Source organism: Streptomyces sp. NPDC102279, from assembly GCF_044766365.1.
In the GTDB taxonomy this organism is placed as follows: domain Bacteria; phylum Actinomycetota; class Actinomycetes; order Streptomycetales; family Streptomycetaceae; genus Streptomyces.
Window position 1 is genome coordinate 243,954 of the sequence record NZ_JBIWLU010000009.1, and the last position, 16,371, is coordinate 260,324.

At 71.1% G+C, this 16,371-nt stretch carries 14 protein-coding genes; 9 read left to right on the forward strand and 5 right to left on the reverse strand.

From position 1 onward, the window contains the following. Nucleotides 1-9 precede the first annotated feature (9 nt). Entirely contained in the window at nucleotides 10-2,460 is a 2,451-nt protein-coding gene (locus ACIRQH_RS24430; protein ID WP_404226992.1) for a glycoside hydrolase family 3 protein, read from the reverse strand. Nucleotides 2,461-2,562: 102 nt separating this feature from the next. On the opposite strand from ACIRQH_RS24430, the gene ACIRQH_RS24435 reads away from it, so the two are divergent. Together ACIRQH_RS24435 and ACIRQH_RS24440 are read left to right on the forward strand one after the other, a co-directional pair. Beyond that, on the forward strand, nucleotides 2,563-3,138 hold the full coding sequence (locus tag ACIRQH_RS24435) for a TetR family transcriptional regulator (RefSeq protein WP_356436593.1): 576 nt from the start codon (nucleotides 2,563-2,565) through the stop codon (nucleotides 3,136-3,138). Between the two features lie 227 nt (nucleotides 3,139-3,365). Then, nucleotides 3,366-4,661, forward strand: a complete 1,296-nt coding sequence (locus ACIRQH_RS24440; RefSeq protein ID WP_404226993.1) for a pyroglutamyl peptidase — start codon at nucleotides 3,366-3,368, stop codon at nucleotides 4,659-4,661. A gap of 31 nt (nucleotides 4,662-4,692) precedes the next feature. Here the strand turns inward: ACIRQH_RS24440 and ACIRQH_RS24445 are convergent, their stop codons facing one another. The 3 genes from ACIRQH_RS24445 to ACIRQH_RS24455 form a co-directional block, all read right to left on the reverse strand. Then, the gene (locus tag ACIRQH_RS24445) at nucleotides 4,693-5,505 is read right to left on the reverse strand and encodes an EI24 domain-containing protein (protein WP_388864746.1); all 813 of its coding nucleotides are present in this window, start codon (nucleotides 5,503-5,505) and stop codon (nucleotides 4,693-4,695) included. 149 nt (nucleotides 5,506-5,654) lie between these two features. Continuing rightward, nucleotides 5,655-6,074, reverse strand: coding sequence for an organic hydroperoxide resistance protein (locus ACIRQH_RS24450; protein ID WP_355863720.1), 420 nt, complete (start codon nucleotides 6,072-6,074; stop codon nucleotides 5,655-5,657). A 159-nt stretch (nucleotides 6,075-6,233) separates the two neighbouring features. Then, nucleotides 6,234-7,256 (reverse strand): NADP-dependent oxidoreductase, encoded by a 1,023-nt coding sequence (locus tag ACIRQH_RS24455; protein ID WP_388929931.1) that lies wholly within the window; start codon nucleotides 7,254-7,256, stop codon nucleotides 6,234-6,236. A 141-nt stretch (nucleotides 7,257-7,397) separates the two neighbouring features. Here ACIRQH_RS24455 and ACIRQH_RS24460 point away from each other — a divergent pair, with 141 nt between their 5' ends. Next, the gene (locus ACIRQH_RS24460) at nucleotides 7,398-7,847 is read left to right on the forward strand and encodes a MarR family transcriptional regulator (protein ID WP_358818056.1); all 450 of its coding nucleotides are present in this window, start codon (nucleotides 7,398-7,400) and stop codon (nucleotides 7,845-7,847) included. Between the two features lie 69 nt (nucleotides 7,848-7,916). Here the strand turns inward: ACIRQH_RS24460 and ACIRQH_RS24465 are convergent, their stop codons facing one another. Beyond that, nucleotides 7,917-8,780, reverse strand: coding sequence for a hypothetical protein (locus tag ACIRQH_RS24465; protein ID WP_404226994.1), 864 nt, complete (start codon nucleotides 8,778-8,780; stop codon nucleotides 7,917-7,919). Between the two features lie 311 nt (nucleotides 8,781-9,091). Here ACIRQH_RS24465 and ACIRQH_RS24470 point away from each other — a divergent pair, with 311 nt between their 5' ends. The 6 genes from ACIRQH_RS24470 (at nucleotide 9,092) to mmsB (ending at nucleotide 16,333) form a co-directional block, all read left to right on the forward strand. Further along, nucleotides 9,092-10,249: a mandelate racemase/muconate lactonizing enzyme family protein gene (locus ACIRQH_RS24470; RefSeq protein WP_358818054.1), complete on the forward strand. Its 1,158-nt coding sequence runs from the start codon at nucleotides 9,092-9,094 to the stop codon at nucleotides 10,247-10,249. Further along, nucleotides 10,246-11,250: an alcohol dehydrogenase catalytic domain-containing protein gene (locus ACIRQH_RS24475; protein ID WP_358818053.1), complete on the forward strand. Its 1,005-nt coding sequence runs from the start codon at nucleotides 10,246-10,248 to the stop codon at nucleotides 11,248-11,250. Before ACIRQH_RS24470 ends, ACIRQH_RS24475 begins: the two co-directional genes overlap by 4 nt. A gap of 120 nt (nucleotides 11,251-11,370) precedes the next feature. Then, the gene (locus tag ACIRQH_RS24480) at nucleotides 11,371-12,351 is read left to right on the forward strand and encodes a hypothetical protein (protein ID WP_358818052.1); all 981 of its coding nucleotides are present in this window, start codon (nucleotides 11,371-11,373) and stop codon (nucleotides 12,349-12,351) included. Nucleotides 12,352-12,396: 45 nt separating this feature from the next. Beyond that, complete coding sequence (gene chvE / locus ACIRQH_RS24485; RefSeq protein ID WP_388864736.1) at nucleotides 12,397-13,509, forward strand: multiple monosaccharide ABC transporter substrate-binding protein; 1,113 nt, start codon at nucleotides 12,397-12,399, stop codon at nucleotides 13,507-13,509. A gap of 32 nt (nucleotides 13,510-13,541) precedes the next feature. Beyond that, the gene (gene mmsA, locus ACIRQH_RS24490; protein WP_388864734.1) at nucleotides 13,542-15,092 is read left to right on the forward strand and encodes a multiple monosaccharide ABC transporter ATP-binding protein; all 1,551 of its coding nucleotides are present in this window, start codon (nucleotides 13,542-13,544) and stop codon (nucleotides 15,090-15,092) included. Beyond that, nucleotides 15,089-16,333, forward strand: coding sequence for a multiple monosaccharide ABC transporter permease (gene mmsB, locus ACIRQH_RS24495; RefSeq protein ID WP_358818049.1), 1,245 nt, complete (start codon nucleotides 15,089-15,091; stop codon nucleotides 16,331-16,333). The genes mmsA and mmsB overlap by 4 nt, the downstream gene beginning before the upstream one ends. The last annotated feature ends 38 nt before the right edge of the window (nucleotides 16,334-16,371 follow it).

A 16,371-nucleotide genomic window follows, 5' to 3' on the forward strand; every position in this document is an offset into this window, starting at 1 on the left:
GTGCGCCGGTTACGCCTCGATGATCGTGCGCAGCCGGGGGTCCGTGAGGGAACGCCCTGCCTGAACCTCGTACGAACCCTTCACAAACGCCCAGCCGCCGGCGGCGGTGTCCCAGATCTCGAAGGCGCGGCGCGGCAGCTCCACGACGGCCTCGGCGCTCTCGCCGGGACCGGCCTCGACACCGGCGAATCCGGCGAGGACCCGGGCGGGCCGCTCCGCGCCCGGCTCCGCCGGGGCGAGGTAGACCTGGACGACCTCGCGTCCGGCGCGCTCACCGGAGTTGCGGACACGGACGGTGACGGTCGTGCCCTCGACCTCGATCGCCTCGTAGGTCCAGTCGGTGTAGCCGAGGCCGTGGCCGAAGGCGTACGACGGGGTCCGGCCCTCCTTCTCCCAGGCGCGGTAACCGATGAACACGTCCTCCGTGTAGGGGAGTTCGCCGTCGGCCGGGGCGACCCGGGTGACCGGGGCGTCGGCGAGGTAGCCCCACGTGGTGGGGAGGCGGCCGCCGGGCTCGTGGGCGCCGGTGAGGACGTCGGCGAGGGCGGCGCCGCCCTCCTGGCCGGGGAACCAGCTCAGGAGCACCGCGGCGACCTCCTCGCGCCACGGAAGCTCCACCGGGGAGCCGGAGTTGACGATCACGACGGTGTTCGGGTTGGCGGCGGCGACGGCGTGGACCAGCTCGTCCTGGCGGCCCGGGAGCCTCAGGTCCGCCCGGTCGAAGCCCTCGGACTCGACGCGGTCGGTGGTGGCGACCACGACGACGGCGGTGTCGGCGGCACGGGCCGCCTCGACGGCCTCGGCGATCAGTTCGTCGGCGTCGCGCACCGGTTCCTGGTGGGCGAGCGAGAAACCGACGACCTTCATCGGGATGTCCTCGGGGAGCGCGACGACGTGCGTGAGGGACACCTCGACGGGCTGTCCGGCGGTGAGTTCGGCCTGGCCGCGCGGGACCGGGGCGCCGAAGAACGTGATGAAGGGGTCGTCCTTGTCGGTGGCCTGGACGTCGTCGAAGTACGTCGTGCCGGCGACGGTGAGGGTGAACGCCCCGAGACCCTTCACGCCGAAGGTGTGCAGGCCGGTGTCGCGCGGGGTGAAGGTGCCGGTCAGCTCGACGGTGTGGAGGGCGTCGTGGGTGACGCCCTCGGGCAGGTCGTCACCCATCCACTGGATCTGGCCGTTCGGGGCCGAGCCGCTGCCGATGACCGCGCCCGCGGCGTCGCGGCACACCGCGCGCAGCTCGAACCCCTTGTCGGCGACGGGGAGTTCGACGGTCGGGTCGGCACCGACGGCGTAACTGAGCGTGCCCTCGGGCAGGGCGGCGGTGAGGGCGTCGAGGGGCGAGATCACCCGGGCGGGGAAGACGGTCGCGGAGCCGCCTCCGAGGACGCGGGCGTCGCGGGCGGCGGCGCCGATGAGGGCGACGCGCCGGCCCTCCGCGAGCGGCAGGGCGCCTTCGTTGCGCACCAGGACGAAGGCGCGGCGGGCGATCTCGCGGGCCAGCGCCTCTCCGTCGACGGTCGCGGGTGGCTCGGTCACGACGGGCTCGGCGCCCTGGAGGATGCCGACACGGGCGGCGAGGCGCAGCACGTTGCGGACGGCCGTGTCGACCGTGGCCTCGTCCACCTCGCCTGCCCGGACTGCGGCGGCGAGCGGTGCGCCGTAGACGGTGCGCGGGCCGGGCATGGCGACGTCGAGGCCGCCCTCGATGGCGGCCTTGGTGGCGCGGCCGGCCATCCAGTCGGAGACGTTGAAGCCGTCGAAGCCCCACTCGCCGCGCAGGATCTCGTTCACGAGGTAGCGGTGCTCGGTCATCGTGGTGCCGTTGACCGAGTTGTAGGCGGTCATGATGCCCCAGGGACGGGCGTTCTCGACGATGGCCTCGAAGGGGGCCAGGTAGAGCTCGCGCAGGGCGCGTTCCGAGACGAGGTTGTCGACGGTGAAGCGGTCGGTCTCGGCGTCGTTGGCGACGAAGTGCTTGACGGTGGTGCCGACGCCGCCGGACTGCACGCCCCGGACGTAGCCGCTGCCGATCGCGCCGGTCAGCAGGGGGTCCTCGCTGTAGGCCTCGAAGTGACGGCCGCCGAGCGGGGAGCGGTGCAGGTTCACGGTCGGGGCGAGCAGGACGTGGACGCCCTTGCGGCGGGCCTCCTGGGCGAGGAGCGTGCCGGCGCGGCGGGCCAGCTCCGGGTCCCAGGTGGCGGCGAGCGCGGTGGGCGAGGGCAGTGCGACGGAGGGGTCGTCCGCGGTCCAGTGGACGCCGCGGACGCCGATCGGGCCGTCCGACATCACGATGGACTGCAGGCCGATCTCGGGGAGCGCGGGCAGCGTCCACATGTTCCGGCCGGACAGCAGCCGGGCCTTCGCGTCCAGGTCGAGGCGGCCGAGGGCCGCCTCGACGACGGCCTCGCGGGCCGCGTCCTGCCGGTCCTTGGCCGTCTCCACCACTGTCTCCGCCATGGCGGCACCTCCTCGTTGAAAGCCGTCTGGTGCTCCATCCTGCATCGGTTACCTGTAGAGCGGTAGGTTTCGTTATGTCGCCGTTACAATCAGAGGGATCGGGTGCCGTACGGTGACGCCATGGCGACCAGGACCAGGAGTGAGGAGCGACGCGCGGAGATCGTGCGCGCGGCGCTGGAGGTGATCGCCGAGCGCGGCTACCGGGGCGCGAGCCTCGCCGCGGTCGCCGAGCGCGTGGGACTCACCCAGCAGGGCCTGCTGCACCACTTCCCGACCAAGGAGGCGCTGCTCGTCGCCGTGCTCAAGGAGCGCGACCAGTGGGACGCCGTGCCGGACAGCGCGTGGCGGGCCGATCTGCTCGTCTCGCTGGTCGAGTACAACGCGATGCGGCCCGGCATCATCCAGACCTTCTCCGCGCTGCTCGGCGAGAGCGTCACGGAGGGGCACCCGGCGCGCGAGTTCTTCACCAGGCGCTACACCGCCGTCCGCGCGAACATGGCCTCGGTGCTGCGCGCCGAGTACGGGGAGCGGCTGCCGAGCGGTCTCACGCCGGAGCGCGCCGCTCCGCTGCTCGTGGCCGTGATGGACGGGCTCCAGTACCAGTGGCTGCTGGACCCGGAGTCGGTGGACATGCCGGCCGCGTTCCGCGACTTCCTCACGCTGCTGGGCGAGAACTGACACCTCCGGCGCCGTATCGGTCGCGGGCGGTCCCCGACCCCGGCCGCACGGCGTTCCTGGCCGCCCCGCGGACCTCCGCGGCCGCGTTCTCCCCGTGAGCGTCCCGCCGTACGACGACCGGCGTGCTTCGGCCACTTGGGCCCCGCACCATGGCGTGCGTCCCCCGCGTCACGGGATACTCGGCGGCGTCCGGTTGCACCCCCACGCGACGGAAGGCCCGAACTCCCTTGAATCGTCTGCGCGTTCCGATCGGTGTCCTCGGGCTGGCGCTGCTCGCGGGGTTCGCCGCGCCGCCCGCCGCCTCGGCCCTGCCGGCCGTGTCCGGCACCGCCGCCGAGGTTCCCACGGCCGAGGAGCAGCGGCTCGACCGAGCGGCACCGCAGGAGATCCTGCGGCGCTCCGGATTCGACGCGGTGGCACCGGAGTTCGCGCGGGCACTGGAACGGGCGGGGTCGTACGCGCAGGCCGAGCGGGTGGTCCGGCGCCAGGGTGCGCGCCTGTGGCAGCGGGCGGTCGACCGGGTCCAGGGGCGGGGTCCCGCGGGCGGGGACCTGAGCCGGGACGACGACCGGCCGCTGTACTGGGCCCGGCTCGGCATGACCCGCGAAGTCCGGCGGTGGCAGCCCGCGTTCGGGATGACCGACGTCCGGCGCGCCCGCCTGCTCGACGGTCTGGAGCGCAGTTCACGCGGCCAGGACGCCGTCCGCTTCCCGCCGCGCGAGGGGGTGAAGCGGATCCTCGTCACCGGGTTCGACCCGTTCACCCTGGACCGGGACGTCCGGATCTCCAACCCCTCCGGGGCGACCGCGCTCGCCCTCGACGGCACGACCGTCCGGACGGCCGACGGACCCGCGCGGGTGGAGGCCGTCGTCTTCCCGGTCCGCTGGCGGGACTTCGCCGAGGGCGCGGTGGAGCGCGCCCTGCGCCCGTACCTCGCGCACGTGGACCTGTTCACGACCATCAGCCAGGGCCGCGTCGGCCGGTTCGACGTGGAGCGCACCAACGGGGCCTGGCGGGGCGGCTTCCCGGACAACGAGAACGCCTCCAGCACCGGGACCGTGCCGGTGACCGACCCGGCGGCGCAGCCCCAGTGGACGGCGACGACCCTCCCGTACGCGCGGATCGTCGCCGCGCGGACCGGGCGCTTCCCGGTCTACGACCACACCTCGGTGACCGAGATCCCGGCCGGGGGCACCGATCCCGTCATACGGCCCGACGGACCGACCCCGGGGTCACAGGCCCGCGCGGGCGGCGGCGGGGACTACCTGTCGAACGAGATCGCCTACCGGGCGACCCTGCTGCGCGACCGTCTCGGCCTGGGAGCGAGCCTGCCGGGCGGCCATGTCCACACACCCGTGCTGGAGTTCGGGGCCGGCAACACGGACCCGGCGACCGGGGCGGTGACGGACCCCGCGTTCGTGCGCAACCGCCTCGACATCGTCGCCCAGGTGCGCGCGATCCTGACGGTGGCCGCGAGTGCCGAGGCACCTGCCGTCGACGCGGCGGAGCGCTCGCGCGACTGAACCGGAGGCGAGGCGGCCGGGGGCCGCAGGGTCACGAGGCGGCGGTCTCCTCCGCCGAGGCCGCGGCGGCGACCTCGGCGTCGCTCGCGCCCCCGCCGGTCTCCTCGCCGAGCAGGTCCCGGGCCATCAGGGTGGCGCCCGCGACGGCGCCCGGCATCAGGAAGACCGCGACGAACGGCACGACGAACGCCAGGGCCAGCGGGGTGCCGAAGCCCCAGACCAGCGTCTTGCGGGAGCGGAGCAGGGTGAGGCGGTCCCGCAGGTCGACCCGGCGGCGCTGCAGGGCGACGGCGACGAGTTCCTCGGTGAGGAAGAAACCGGTGACGAAGAAGCCGAGCACCGGGACGGCGGTCTGACCGACGAACGGCACGAAGCCGAGCGCGAAGAGGAGCACGCCCCAGACGGCGGCCCGCACCACGATCCGGAGGCTGTCGCGGCCGGAGATCCACAGTTCCCGCCAGAGCGGCAGCCCCGACTCGGGGGCCGTGCCGTCCGGGGAGACGTCGCGGTCGACCTTCTCCGAGAGGTTCTCGTAGAAGGGCTGGCCTATCAGCAGGGTGACGGCGGTGAAGGTGACGACGGCCAGGAGCAGGGCGAGGGCGAAGAGGACGGCCGTGAGGAAGCCGCGGAAGAGGCCCGACCAGGGGCTGGTCCAGTCGTCGGCGAACGGGGTGGACCAGGTGACGAGGTCCTCGCCGTACATGCCGAGCGCGACCAGCACCGCCGCGTACAGCACGAGCGTGATGAGCCCGGGCAGCAGCCCGAAACCGTACTGCTTGCCGTGCCGGGCCACCCAACGCTGGCCCCGCAACAGATGACCGAAACCCACCCCGAGATCACGCATGGGGGGAACCATATCGGGGTGCCGCGCGGGGCAGCACGGGGCGGTGGCGACGGATTCCACCGTGCGCGGCAGCGGCCCCGTCGTCGCCCACGGCGAAGGCCGCGCCCCGCGTCCCGGGGTGCGGCCTCCGTGGCGTGCGACGAGCGCCGTCAGGCGAGCGTCACGGTGATGTTGCCGCGCGTCGCCTTCGAGTACGGGCAGACCTGGTGGGCCTTCTCCAGGAGCGCGCGGGCGGTGCCGGCGTCGACGTTCGGGATCGCGGCGGAGATCTCCACGATGATCCCGAAGCCGTCGTCGTTCTTGCCGATGCCGACCTTCGCGGTGACGGTCGAGCCGGAGATGTCGGCGTTCTCCTGCCGGGCCACGACGCCGAGGGCGCCCTGGAAACAGGCGCTGTACCCGGCGGCGAAGAGCTGCTCCGGGTTGGTTCCGGCGCCGCTGCCGCCCATCTCCTTCGGCGGGTTGACGACGACGTCGAGCTTGCCGTCGTCGGTGGCGACGCGGCCGTCACGGCCGTTCTCGGCGGTGGCGACTGCGGTGTACAGGACCTCGGACTGCTGGATGGACATACGGTGCGCTCCTCCTTGGCCGGTCGCGACTCGCGCCCACGATCGCGACGACTTCGGAAAGAAGTTATCGCATGTCGGAAGTCCAGCGACAGGGCCGCCCCCGGCCGCCGTGGCGGCCGGGGGCGGGTTGCGCGTCGCGTCCCAACAGGTCGGCGCAGGTCAGAGCTTGACGATCATCTTTCCGGTGTTGTCGCCGCGCAGGACGCCGAAGAAGGCCTCCAGGTTGTTCTCGATGCCCTCGACGACCGTCTCGTTGTACTTCAGCTCGCCGGAGCGGACCCAGCCGCCGACCTCCCGCACGAACTCCTGCTGGAGGTCGTAGTGGTCGCCGACGAGGAAGCCCTGGATACGGCCGCGGGTCTGGATCAGGCGGGCCAGGTTCTTCGGGCCGGGGACGGCCTCGGTGCTGTTGTAGACGGAGATCATGCCGCAGATCGCGATGCGGCCGTCCCGGTTGAGCGAGCCGATCGCGGCCTCCAGGTGGTCGCCGCCCACGTTGTCGAAGTAGACGTCGATACCGTCGGGGGCGGCCTCGCGGAGCTGCTGGGCGACCGGGCCGCTCTTGTAGTTGAAGGCCGCGTCGAAGCCGTACTCCTCGACGAGGAGCTTGACCTTCTCGTCCGAGCCGGCGGAGCCGATGACGCGCGAGGCGCCCTTGAGCCTGGCGATCTGGCCGACCTGGCTGCCGACGGCGCCGGCCGCGCCGGAGACGAAGACCGAGTCGCCCTCCTTGAAGGAGGCGACGCGCAGCAGCCCCGCGTAGGCGGTGAGGCCGGTCATGCCGAGGACGCCGAGGTACGTGGAGAGCGGCGCGGCCTCGGGGTCGACCTTGACGGCCTGCTTCGCGTCCACCACGGCGTACTCGCGCCAGCCGAGGAAGTGCAGGACGTGGTCACCGACCGCGATGCCCTCGGCGTTCGAGGCGACGACCTCGCCGACCGCGCCGCCCTGCATGGTCTTGCCCAGCTCGAAGGGCGCGACGTAGGACTTGGCGGCGCTCATGCGGCCGCGCATGTACGGGTCGACGGAGACGTACGCGTTGCGCACCAGGACCTGACCCGGCCCCGGCCGGCGCACCTCGGCCTCGACCAGGGCGAAGTCCTCGGGCTTCGGCCAGCCGACCGGACGGCTGACCAGGTGCCATTCACGGTTGACGGCGGGGAGCTGGGGGGTCTCGGACATGAGGGTGCGCCTTTCACGGTGACGGGCGAGCGGCTCTGGCGGTTCAGCGATGGTTCATCGAGGCAGCAAGTACTTCATTACCTGAAACAACCATGCGCCTGAATATTTCATGATGTCAAGTAACGGGGTACGCTCGGAGCCATGGCCACCCAGAAGAGACCCCGGATCGACCCTTTGACCATGGAGGTCGTCGAGCTGATCGGCACGGTCGTGGCCCGCTACCACGACGAGTACGAGGACGCCGCGGCCGAGCACGCCCTGACCGGGGCGCAGGCGCGGCTGCTGAGCCTGCTCTCCCTGGAGCCGCTGCCCATGCGCCGCCTGGCGCAGAAGCTGCGGTGCGAGCCGTCGAACGTCACGGGGATCGTGGACCGGCTGGAGGTGCGGGGCCTGGTGGAGCGGCGCCCCGATCCGGCGGACCGCCGGGTGAAACTGGCCGCGGCGACCGCCGAGGGGCGCACGGTGGCCGGGGGTCTGCGCGACTCCCTGAAGTTCGCGCGCGAACCCCTCGCCGGCCTGTCGGAGCAGGAGCGGCTGACCCTGCGGGACCTGCTGTCCAGGATGCTGGAGCCGGACGGCACCGCGGGCTGACCGTCCCGCACGCGGGGCGCGGGAGGCCGCTCCTTCAGGTCCGGCCCGGCCCGATCCGAACGGCGGATCCTAGGCGCACCACCACAGGAAACGGCTGCACGTCTCCGAGGGGGCGGGGTTCGGCGGCGGGGCCGAGGTCGTCGGGGCCGTCGTGGCGGGGGTCGAGGTCCGGGGGGCCGAGGGGGCGGGCGCCGCCGTCGAGGGCCGGTCCGGGAGCGTGCCCGCTGTCGCCGACTGCACGTCCTTGGTGTCCTTCGCGCTCGCGGACGCGGACGCCGAGGGCGAATCGGAGGCCGAGGGCGAGGCCGAGGCGTCGGGCGTCCGGCCGGCCGAGGCGTCACCGGGGGCCGGCGTGCCGCCCTTCGACCGCGCGGCGTCCTTCGCCTCCGCAGCCGCACCGTCGGGCGACTCGCCGCCGGCCGCCGCCGGAGCGGGGCCCAACCCGGGTGCGTCGATGCCGAGTTCGGCGAGACTCAGGCCGCCCGCCGCGAGGACGAAACCGGCCACGACGAACAGCGTGCGGCGGCGGCGCCTGCGGTGCGCCGCGGCCTTGCGGTCCCGTCGGCTGGTCCCGCCCTCCGCTTCCGGCACCTCCGGATCGTCCAGGTCGTCCCGATCGCCCGGATCACTCGAATTCCCGTCGTCCGGCCGGGAGTCGGCAGTGCGCGAGGTGCCGTCGTCGTACGCGGCACTGTCGTCGTACGAGGCCCCCGCGCCGTACGAGGTGCCGTCGCCGTACGCGGCGCCTGCGTCGTACGCGGCCCCCGCGTCGTACGCGGCGCCGTAGGCCGGGTCGGCATCCCGCTCCCACGCGCCGGGCCGTTCGGCGGGCACCCGGGGTTCTTCGACGCGGAGACCCTCGACCGGGGTGCCGCACCCGGGACAGGCAAGGGCGCCGTTGAGGTGCCGTCGGCACGCGTGGCAATAGTCCATGACGCGGGAAGACTAAGTTCGCCCTCGGTAACGTTCCTAGGCGCGCCTGTGAAAGTTCTGTGCGGAACCCGGAGTTCCGGCACGGCGGTACGCGACACCCCCGGCCATTTCCCTCCATCCGCCCCATCCGTGCCGTCCGGGCGGCCCCTCCCCGCACGCCGGACCGCCGCACCACTCTGTCCCGCGCGAGGCCCGTCGAAACCGTTCTGTGCGCGAACCATTGACACCCCCCGGGCCGCGTCTTTACTGTCACGCCAGCATTTCGAACGTGTGACGAAATTTCGAACAGAGAACCACAGGGGGCAACTGCCGTGCGCATCACGGGAATCACCACACACGTGGTCGGGACACCCTGGCGGAACCTGACCTACGTCCAGGTGCACACCGACGAGGGCATCACGGGAGTCGGCGAGACCCGGATGCTGGGCCACACCGACGCGCTGATCGGCTATCTGCACGAGGCCCGCACCAACCACATTCTCGGCTCGGACCCCTTCGCTGTCGAGGACCTGGTCCGCCGGATGAAGTACGGCGACTACGGCCGCGCCGGCGAGATCGTGATGTCCGGTATCGCCGTCATCGAGATGGCCTGCTGGGACATCAGGGGCAAGGCGCTCGGGGTGCCCGTCTGGCAGCTCCTCGGCGGCAAGGTGACCGACCGGGTCAAGGCGTACGCGAACGGCTGGTACACCACCGAACGGACCCCGGAGGCCTACCACAAGGCCGCTCAGGAGGTCGTCGCGCGCGGTTACCGGGCCCTGAAGATCGACCCGTTCGGCACGGGCCACTTCGAACTGGACCACGAGGCCACGCTCTACTCGGTGTCGCTGATCGAGGCGGTGCGCGACGCGATCGGTCCGGAGACCGAGCTGATGCTGGAGATGCACGGCCGGTTCTCGCCGTCGACCGCGGTCCGGCTGGCCCGCGAGCTCGCGCCCTTCCAGCCCGCGTGGCTGGAGGAGCCGGTGCCGCCGGAGAACCTCAAGGCGCTGGAGAAGGTGGCCGCCAAGGTCGACATCCCGGTCGCCACCGGCGAACGGATCCACGACCGGATCGAGTTCCGCGAACTCTTCGAGAGCCAGGCCGTCGACATCATCCAGCCCGACGTCGGTCACATCGGCGGCATCTGGGAGACCCGCAAGCTCGCCGCCACCGCCGAGGCCCACTACGTCCTGGTGGCGCCGCACAACGTCGGCGGCCCGGTCCTGACCGCCGCCTCCCTCCAAGTCGGCTTCAGCACACCGAACTTCAAGATCCTGGAACACTTCAACGACTTCGCGGACGCGGAGATCAAGAAGGTCGTGAAGGGTGCCCCGCAGGTCGTGGACGGCTACTTCGAGCTGTCCCACGAGCCCGGTCTCGGCGTCGAGCTGGACGTCGACGCGGCGGCCGAGTTCCCGCAGCAGCAGGCCCGGTTCGACCTCTGGGCGGACGGCTGGGAGCAGCGCAGGCCGAAGGCGGACGGATGAGTACCGCGGTCGTCGTCGACCGGCCCGGCGAGCACCGGCTGGTCCCGCACGAGCCGGTGCGGCCCGCGGCGGGTGAGGCGCTCGTGCGGGTGCACGCGGTCGGCATCTGCGGCAGCGACCGCGAGGTCTACCAGGGCAACCGGCCCGAAGGGTACGTGCGGTACCCCCTCACCCCGGGCCACGAGTGGTCCGGGACCGTCGAGGAGGTCGGTGCCGGTGTCCCCGCGACGCTCACCGGCCGCAAGGTCGTCGGCGAGGGCTTTCGCAACTGTCAGGTCTGCGACCGCTGCCACGCGGGCGAGACGACGCTGTGCACGGCGGGGTACGAGGAGACCGGCTTCACCGTTCCCGGCGCGATGGCGACCACGCTGACGCTCCCGGCACGGCTGCTCCACGTCCTGCCCGACGCCGCCGACCTGACCGCCGCCGCCCTGCTGGAGCCGGCCGCCTGCGTCGCGGCCGCCGCGCTGAAGGCGAACGCGCTGCCCGGTGAGCGGGTGGCCGTGGTGGGCACCGGAACGCTCGGGATGTTCGCGGTGCAGTTCCTCCGGGCGGGCTCACCCGCCGAGCTGCTCGTGGTGGGCACCCGCCCCGACCGGGCCGCGCTGGCGAAGGAGTTCGGCGCCACCGGTTTCCGTACTCGCGACGAGGAACTCCCCGGCGGCTTCGACGTCGTCGTGGAGACCGCGGGGTCCGCGTCCGCCGCGCGCACCGCCGCCTCCCTGCTGCGGCGCGGCGGACGCCTGGTCCTCACCGGGATCCCGGCGCCGGGCGCGGAGGGGCTCGACCCGACCGACCTCGTCGTCCGGCAGCTGGAGGTGCACACCGTGTTCGGGGCGCCGCCGGAGGCCTGGGCGCACACGGTCCGGGTGTTCGGCGCCGGTCTGCTGAACCCGACGCCCCTGGTGACGCACGAGCTGCCGCTCGCCGCGTTCGCGGAGGCGATCGAGCTGGTGGGGTCCGGTGACCCCGAGGTCGGCAAGGTCCTGCTGAAACCGTGACCGCCCGAGCCGTACGCCGGTGCGGGGCCACCTGACAGCCCCGTACCGGCGTACTCCCCGGGCCTCCGCACACCCAAAGACGCGAACCTTGTCCGAAATATCGAACATGAAGGACGGCTTGTGACGACCGATGCCTCTCCCACGGCAGCCCGGCGACCCGGCGAGCGGGCGCTCGCCGCGCTCGGCCTGGGCGCGCCCGCCCTCTCCCCCGCCGACGCCTCGCCGCACACGTTCCCGGGAGGCGGCCGTTGGCGCACCGAGGTGCCCTCCGTCGAGGGCCCCGAGGCGCTGGCCGCGGTCCTCAAGGAGTCTTCGCGCCTCGACGTGCCCATCCACCGGATCAGCCAGGGCAGCGGTGTCTGGATGCTCACCGACGACGAGATCACCGAGATGGTCGAGGCCACCGGTGAACGCGACATCGAGCTCTGCCTGTTCACCGGTCCGCGCGGCACCTGGGACATCGGCGCCTCGGTCCGCACCGACTCGCGCGGCGGCGGGCTGCGCGCCCGCGGCCACGACGCGGTCGCCGGCTGCGTGGAGGACGCCGTCCGTGCCACGGAGCTGGGGGTGAAGTGCCTGCTCGTCGCGGACGAGGGGGTGCTGTGGACGCTGCACCGGGCACGCACCGCGGGAATCATCCCGGCGGACACCACCCTCAAGGTCTCGGCGCTGATCGGCCCGGTCAACCCGGCCGCGTACGCGGTGTACGAGCACCTCGGCGCCGACTCGGTCAACGTGCCGAGCGACCTGACGCTCGGTCACCTCACGGAGATCCGGCGCATCTCCGCCGCCCCCATGGACATGTACATCGAGGCCCCCGACGACCTCGGCGGGTACGTGCGGATGTACGAGGTCGCCGAGCTGATCCGGCGCGGCGCACCGCTCTATCTGAAGTTCGGGCTCTCCAAGGCCCCCGGGATCTACCCGTACGGCACCCATCTGCGGGACCTGACCCTGAGCACCGCCCGGGAGCGCGTACGGCGCGGCCGGCTCGCGCTCGACCTGCTCGCCCGGCACGGCGCGGACGGCGACATGGCGCCGCTCGGTTCCCGGACGCCCGGCCCGCTCCACCGCTTTCCCACCGATGTCACCCCGCTCTGACCCGCTGCCCTCTCTCAACGACGAGAAGAACAAGGACTGATCATCATGCGCAACCGCAGAGCCGCCCTCGCCGCCATCGCCGGAGCCGCCTCCCTCGCCCTCACCCTGTCCGCCTGCGGGCAGGACAGTGACGGCGGCAGTGACGACAAGGCGGGCAGCACCAAGGGCGCCACGATCGGCATCTCGATGCCGACGAAGTCGTCCGAGCGCTGGATCGCCGACGGCAACAACGTCGTCAAGAACCTCCAGGCGAAGGGCTACAAGACCAAGCTGGCGTACGGGGAGGACGACCCGGACCAGCAGGTCTCGCAGATCGAGAACATGATCACGCAGGGTGTGAAGGCGCTGATCATCGCCGCCATCGACAACAAGTCGATGAACAACGTGCTCCAGCAGGCCGCCGACGCCAAGATCCCGGTGATCTCCTACGACCGGCTGATCCTCGGCAGCAAGAACGTCGACTACTACGCGTCGTTCGACAACACCAAGGTCGGTGAACTGCAGGGCGGTTACATCGTCGACAAGCTCGGTCTGAAGGACGGCAGCAAGAAGGGGCCGTTCAACGTCGAGCTGTTCGCCGGCTCCAACGACGACAACAACACGAAGTACTTCTTCCAGGGCGCGATGAACGTCCTCCAGCCCTACATCGACAAGAAGCAGCTCGTCGTGAAGTCCGGGCAGACCAACCTCACCCAGGTCACCACGCTGCGCTGGGACGGCGGCACCGCGCAGAAGCGCATGGACGACATCCTCACCTCGGCGTACAAGAGCGAGCACGTCGACGCCGTGCTGTCGCCCTACGACGGCATCTCGATCGGCATCCTCTCGTCCCTGAAGTCGGACGACTACGGCTCCAAGAGCAAGCCGCTGCCGGTGGTCACCGGACAGGACGCCGAACTCGCGTCGGTGAAGTCGATCATCGCGGGCGAGCAGACGCAGACCGTCTACAAGGACACCCGCAAGCTGGCGACGGTGGCCTCGAACATGGTCGACGCGGCGCTCAAGGGCAAGAAGCCCGAGATCAACGACGACAAGACCTACGACAACGGCACCAAGGTCGTCCCCGCGTACCTGCTGCAGCCGGTCAGCGTCGACAAGTCCAACTACGAGAAGGAGCTCGTCGACACGGGCTACTACAAGGCCACCGACCTCAAGTAACCGCCGCCCCCTACTGATTGGAAGGCACGACCATGGCGGGACCCGTCCTGGAAATGCGCTCGATCGTCAAGACCTTTCCCGGCGTCAAGGCGCTGTCGGACGTCACTCTGACCGTCCAGCAGGGCGAGGTCCATGCCATCTGCGGGGAGAACGGCGCCGGCAAGTCGACCTTGATGAAGGTCCTCTCCGGCGTCCACCCGCACGGGAGTTACGAAGGGGACATCCTCTTCGATTCGGAGGTCTGCACCTTCAAGGACATCAGGGCCAGTGAGCAGCACGGCATCGTGATCATCCACCAGGAACTGGCCCTGGTGCCGTACCTCTCCATCGCGGAGAACATCTTCCTCGGCAACGAGCACGCCACCCGCGGGCTCATCAGCTGGACCGAGACCCTGCGGCACGCGTCCGAACTGCTGCGGCGGGTCGGGCTCGACGAGAACCCGCAGACCCGCGTCGCCGACATCGGCGTGGGCAAGCAGCAGCTCGTCGAGATCGCGAAGGCGCTGTCGAAGAAGGTGAAGCTGCTCATCCTGGACGAGCCCACCGCCGCCCTGAACGACGAGGACAGCGGCAAACTCCTGGATCTCATCCTGGAGTTGAAGAACCAGGGCATGACCTCGATCATCATCTCCCACAAGCTGAACGAGATCGAGCGGGTCGCGGACTCGGTGACCATCCTGCGCGACGGGCGGACCATCGAGACGCTCGACGTGAAGGCCGCGCAGACCACCGAGGACCGGATCATCAGCGGCATGGTGGGCCGCGACCTGGAACACCGTTTCCCGGAGCGGACCCCGCATCACCCCGAGGCGGGCGCCGCGCCCGCCCTGGAGATCCGCGACTGGACCGTGTTCCACCCGATCGACCAGCAGCGCAAGGTGGTCGACGACGTGTCGATCTCCGTGCGCCGCGGTGAGATCGTGGGCATCGCCGGGCTCATGGGCGCCGGGCGCACCGAACTCGCGATGAACGTGTTCGGGCGCGCCTACGGCCGCTACGCGGGCGGCACGGTGCTCAGGGACGGCAAGGAGATCCGGACGAAGACCGTGTCCCAGGCGGTCGGGCACGGGATCGCGTACGTCACCGAGGACCGCAAGCACTACGGCCTCAACCTCATCGACACGATCAACCGCAACATCACGCTCAGCGCGCTGGGCAAGGTCGCCCGGCGCGGGATCGTCGACGAGCACGAGGAGCGGCAGGTCTCCGAGGGGTTCCGCACCTCCATGAACATCAAGGCGCCGACCGTCTTCGAGCCGGTGGGCAAGCTGTCGGGCGGCAACCAGCAGAAGGTCGTCCTCAGCAAGTGGATCTTCGCGGGGCCCGAGGTGCTGATCCTGGACGAGCCGACCCGCGGGATCGACGTGGGCGCCAAGTTCGAGATCTACACGGTCATCGACCGGCTGGCGGCCGAGGGCAAGGCCGTCGTCTTCATCTCCTCCGAGCTGCCGGAGCTGCTCGGCATGTGCGACCGCATCTACACGATGGCAGCGGGACGGCTGACGGGTGAGTTCTCGCGGGCGGAAGCCTCGCAGGAAACGCTGATGCGTCAGATGACAAAGGACAAAGAGGTAACCCGATGAGCACGGATGTGACCGCCAAGACGCCGGCCCCCGCGCCGGCCGGCAAGAGCGGCTCGGACACGGGAGGGAGCCTGCTCCAGCTGATGCTGGACGGCATGCGCCGCAACATGCGGCAGTACGGCATGCTGTTCGCCCTCGGTCTGATCGTGGTGCTGTTCGCCGTGTGGACCAATGGTGACCTGCTGCTGCCCCGCAACGTCTCCAACCTGGTGCTGCAGAACAGCTACATCCTGATCCTCGCGATCGGCATGATGCTCGTCATCATCGCGGGTCACATCGACCTGTCGGTCGGCTCGCTGACGGCGTTCGTGGGCGCGATCGGCGCCGTGCTGATGGTCAACCACGACCTCTCCTGGCCGCTCGCCCTGGTGCTGTGCCTGGCCATCGGCGCGGCCGCGGGCGCGGCACAGGGCTTCCTCATCGCGTACCTCGGCATACCGTCGTTCATCGTGACCCTCGCGGGCATGCTGACCTTCCGCGGTCTGACCGAGATCTTCCTCCAGGGCCAGACGATCGGCCCGTTCCCCGAGGGTCTGCAGAAGGTCGCCAACAGCTTCCTGCCCGAGGTCGGGCCCGACACGAACTACCACAACCTCACGCTGCTGCTCGGCCTCGCCCTCATCGCCTTCGTGGTGTTCCAGGAGGTCCGCGACCGCAAGCGGCAGCAGGAGTTCTCCCTCGACGTCCTGCCCCGGAACCTCTTCCTGCTCAAGCTCGTCGCGCTGATCGCCGCGGTGTTCACCGTCACCCTGCTGCTCGCCAGCTACAAGGGTGCTCCGGTGGTCCTGCTGATCCTCGGCGTCCTGGTCGCCGGCTTCGGCTACCTGATGCGCAACGCGGTCATCGGCCGGCACATCTACGCGATCGGCGGCAACCTCCCGGCGGCGAAGCTGTCGGGCGTGAAGGACAAGAAGGTCACCTTCCTGGTCTTCCTGAACATGGGCATGCTCGCGGCCCTGGCGGGTCTGGTCTTCGCCGCCCGCTTCAACGCGGCCTCGCCCAAGGCCGGTCTGAACTTCGAACTCGAAGCGATCGCGGCCTCGTTCATCGGCGGCGCGTCGATGAGCGGCGGCGTGGGCACGGTCCTCGGCGCGATCATCGGCGGTCTCGTCCTGGGCGTGCTGAACAACGGCATGAACCTCGTCGGCGTCGGCAGCGACTGGCAGCAGGTCATCAAGGGCCTGGTGCTGCTCGCGGCGGTCGGCTTCGACGTGTGGAACAAGCGCAAGGTCGGTTCGTAAGTCGGCCGGGCCCCGCCCGGCCGGGCGGGGCCCCTTCC

Coding starts and splice junctions, on each gene's coding strand:
- mmsA (WP_388864734.1), top strand. CDS start 13,542: ATGGCGGGACCCGTCCTGGAAATGCGCTCGATCGTCAAGACCTTTCCC.
- ACIRQH_RS24465 (WP_404226994.1), bottom strand. CDS start 8,780: ATGGACTATTGCCACGCGTGCCGACGGCACCTCAACGGCGCCCTTGCC.
- ACIRQH_RS24455 (WP_388929931.1), bottom strand. CDS start 7,256: ATGTCCGAGACCCCCCAGCTCCCCGCCGTCAACCGTGAATGGCACCTG.
- ACIRQH_RS24475 (WP_358818053.1), top strand. CDS start 10,246: ATGAGTACCGCGGTCGTCGTCGACCGGCCCGGCGAGCACCGGCTGGTC.
- chvE (WP_388864736.1), top strand. CDS start 12,397: ATGCGCAACCGCAGAGCCGCCCTCGCCGCCATCGCCGGAGCCGCCTCC.
- ACIRQH_RS24430 (WP_404226992.1), bottom strand. CDS start 2,460: ATGGCGGAGACAGTGGTGGAGACGGCCAAGGACCGGCAGGACGCGGCC.
- ACIRQH_RS24450 (WP_355863720.1), bottom strand. CDS start 6,074: ATGTCCATCCAGCAGTCCGAGGTCCTGTACACCGCAGTCGCCACCGCC.
- ACIRQH_RS24460 (WP_358818056.1), top strand. CDS start 7,398: ATGGCCACCCAGAAGAGACCCCGGATCGACCCTTTGACCATGGAGGTC.
- mmsB (WP_358818049.1), top strand. CDS start 15,089: ATGAGCACGGATGTGACCGCCAAGACGCCGGCCCCCGCGCCGGCCGGC.
- ACIRQH_RS24445 (WP_388864746.1), bottom strand. CDS start 5,505: ATGCGTGATCTCGGGGTGGGTTTCGGTCATCTGTTGCGGGGCCAGCGT.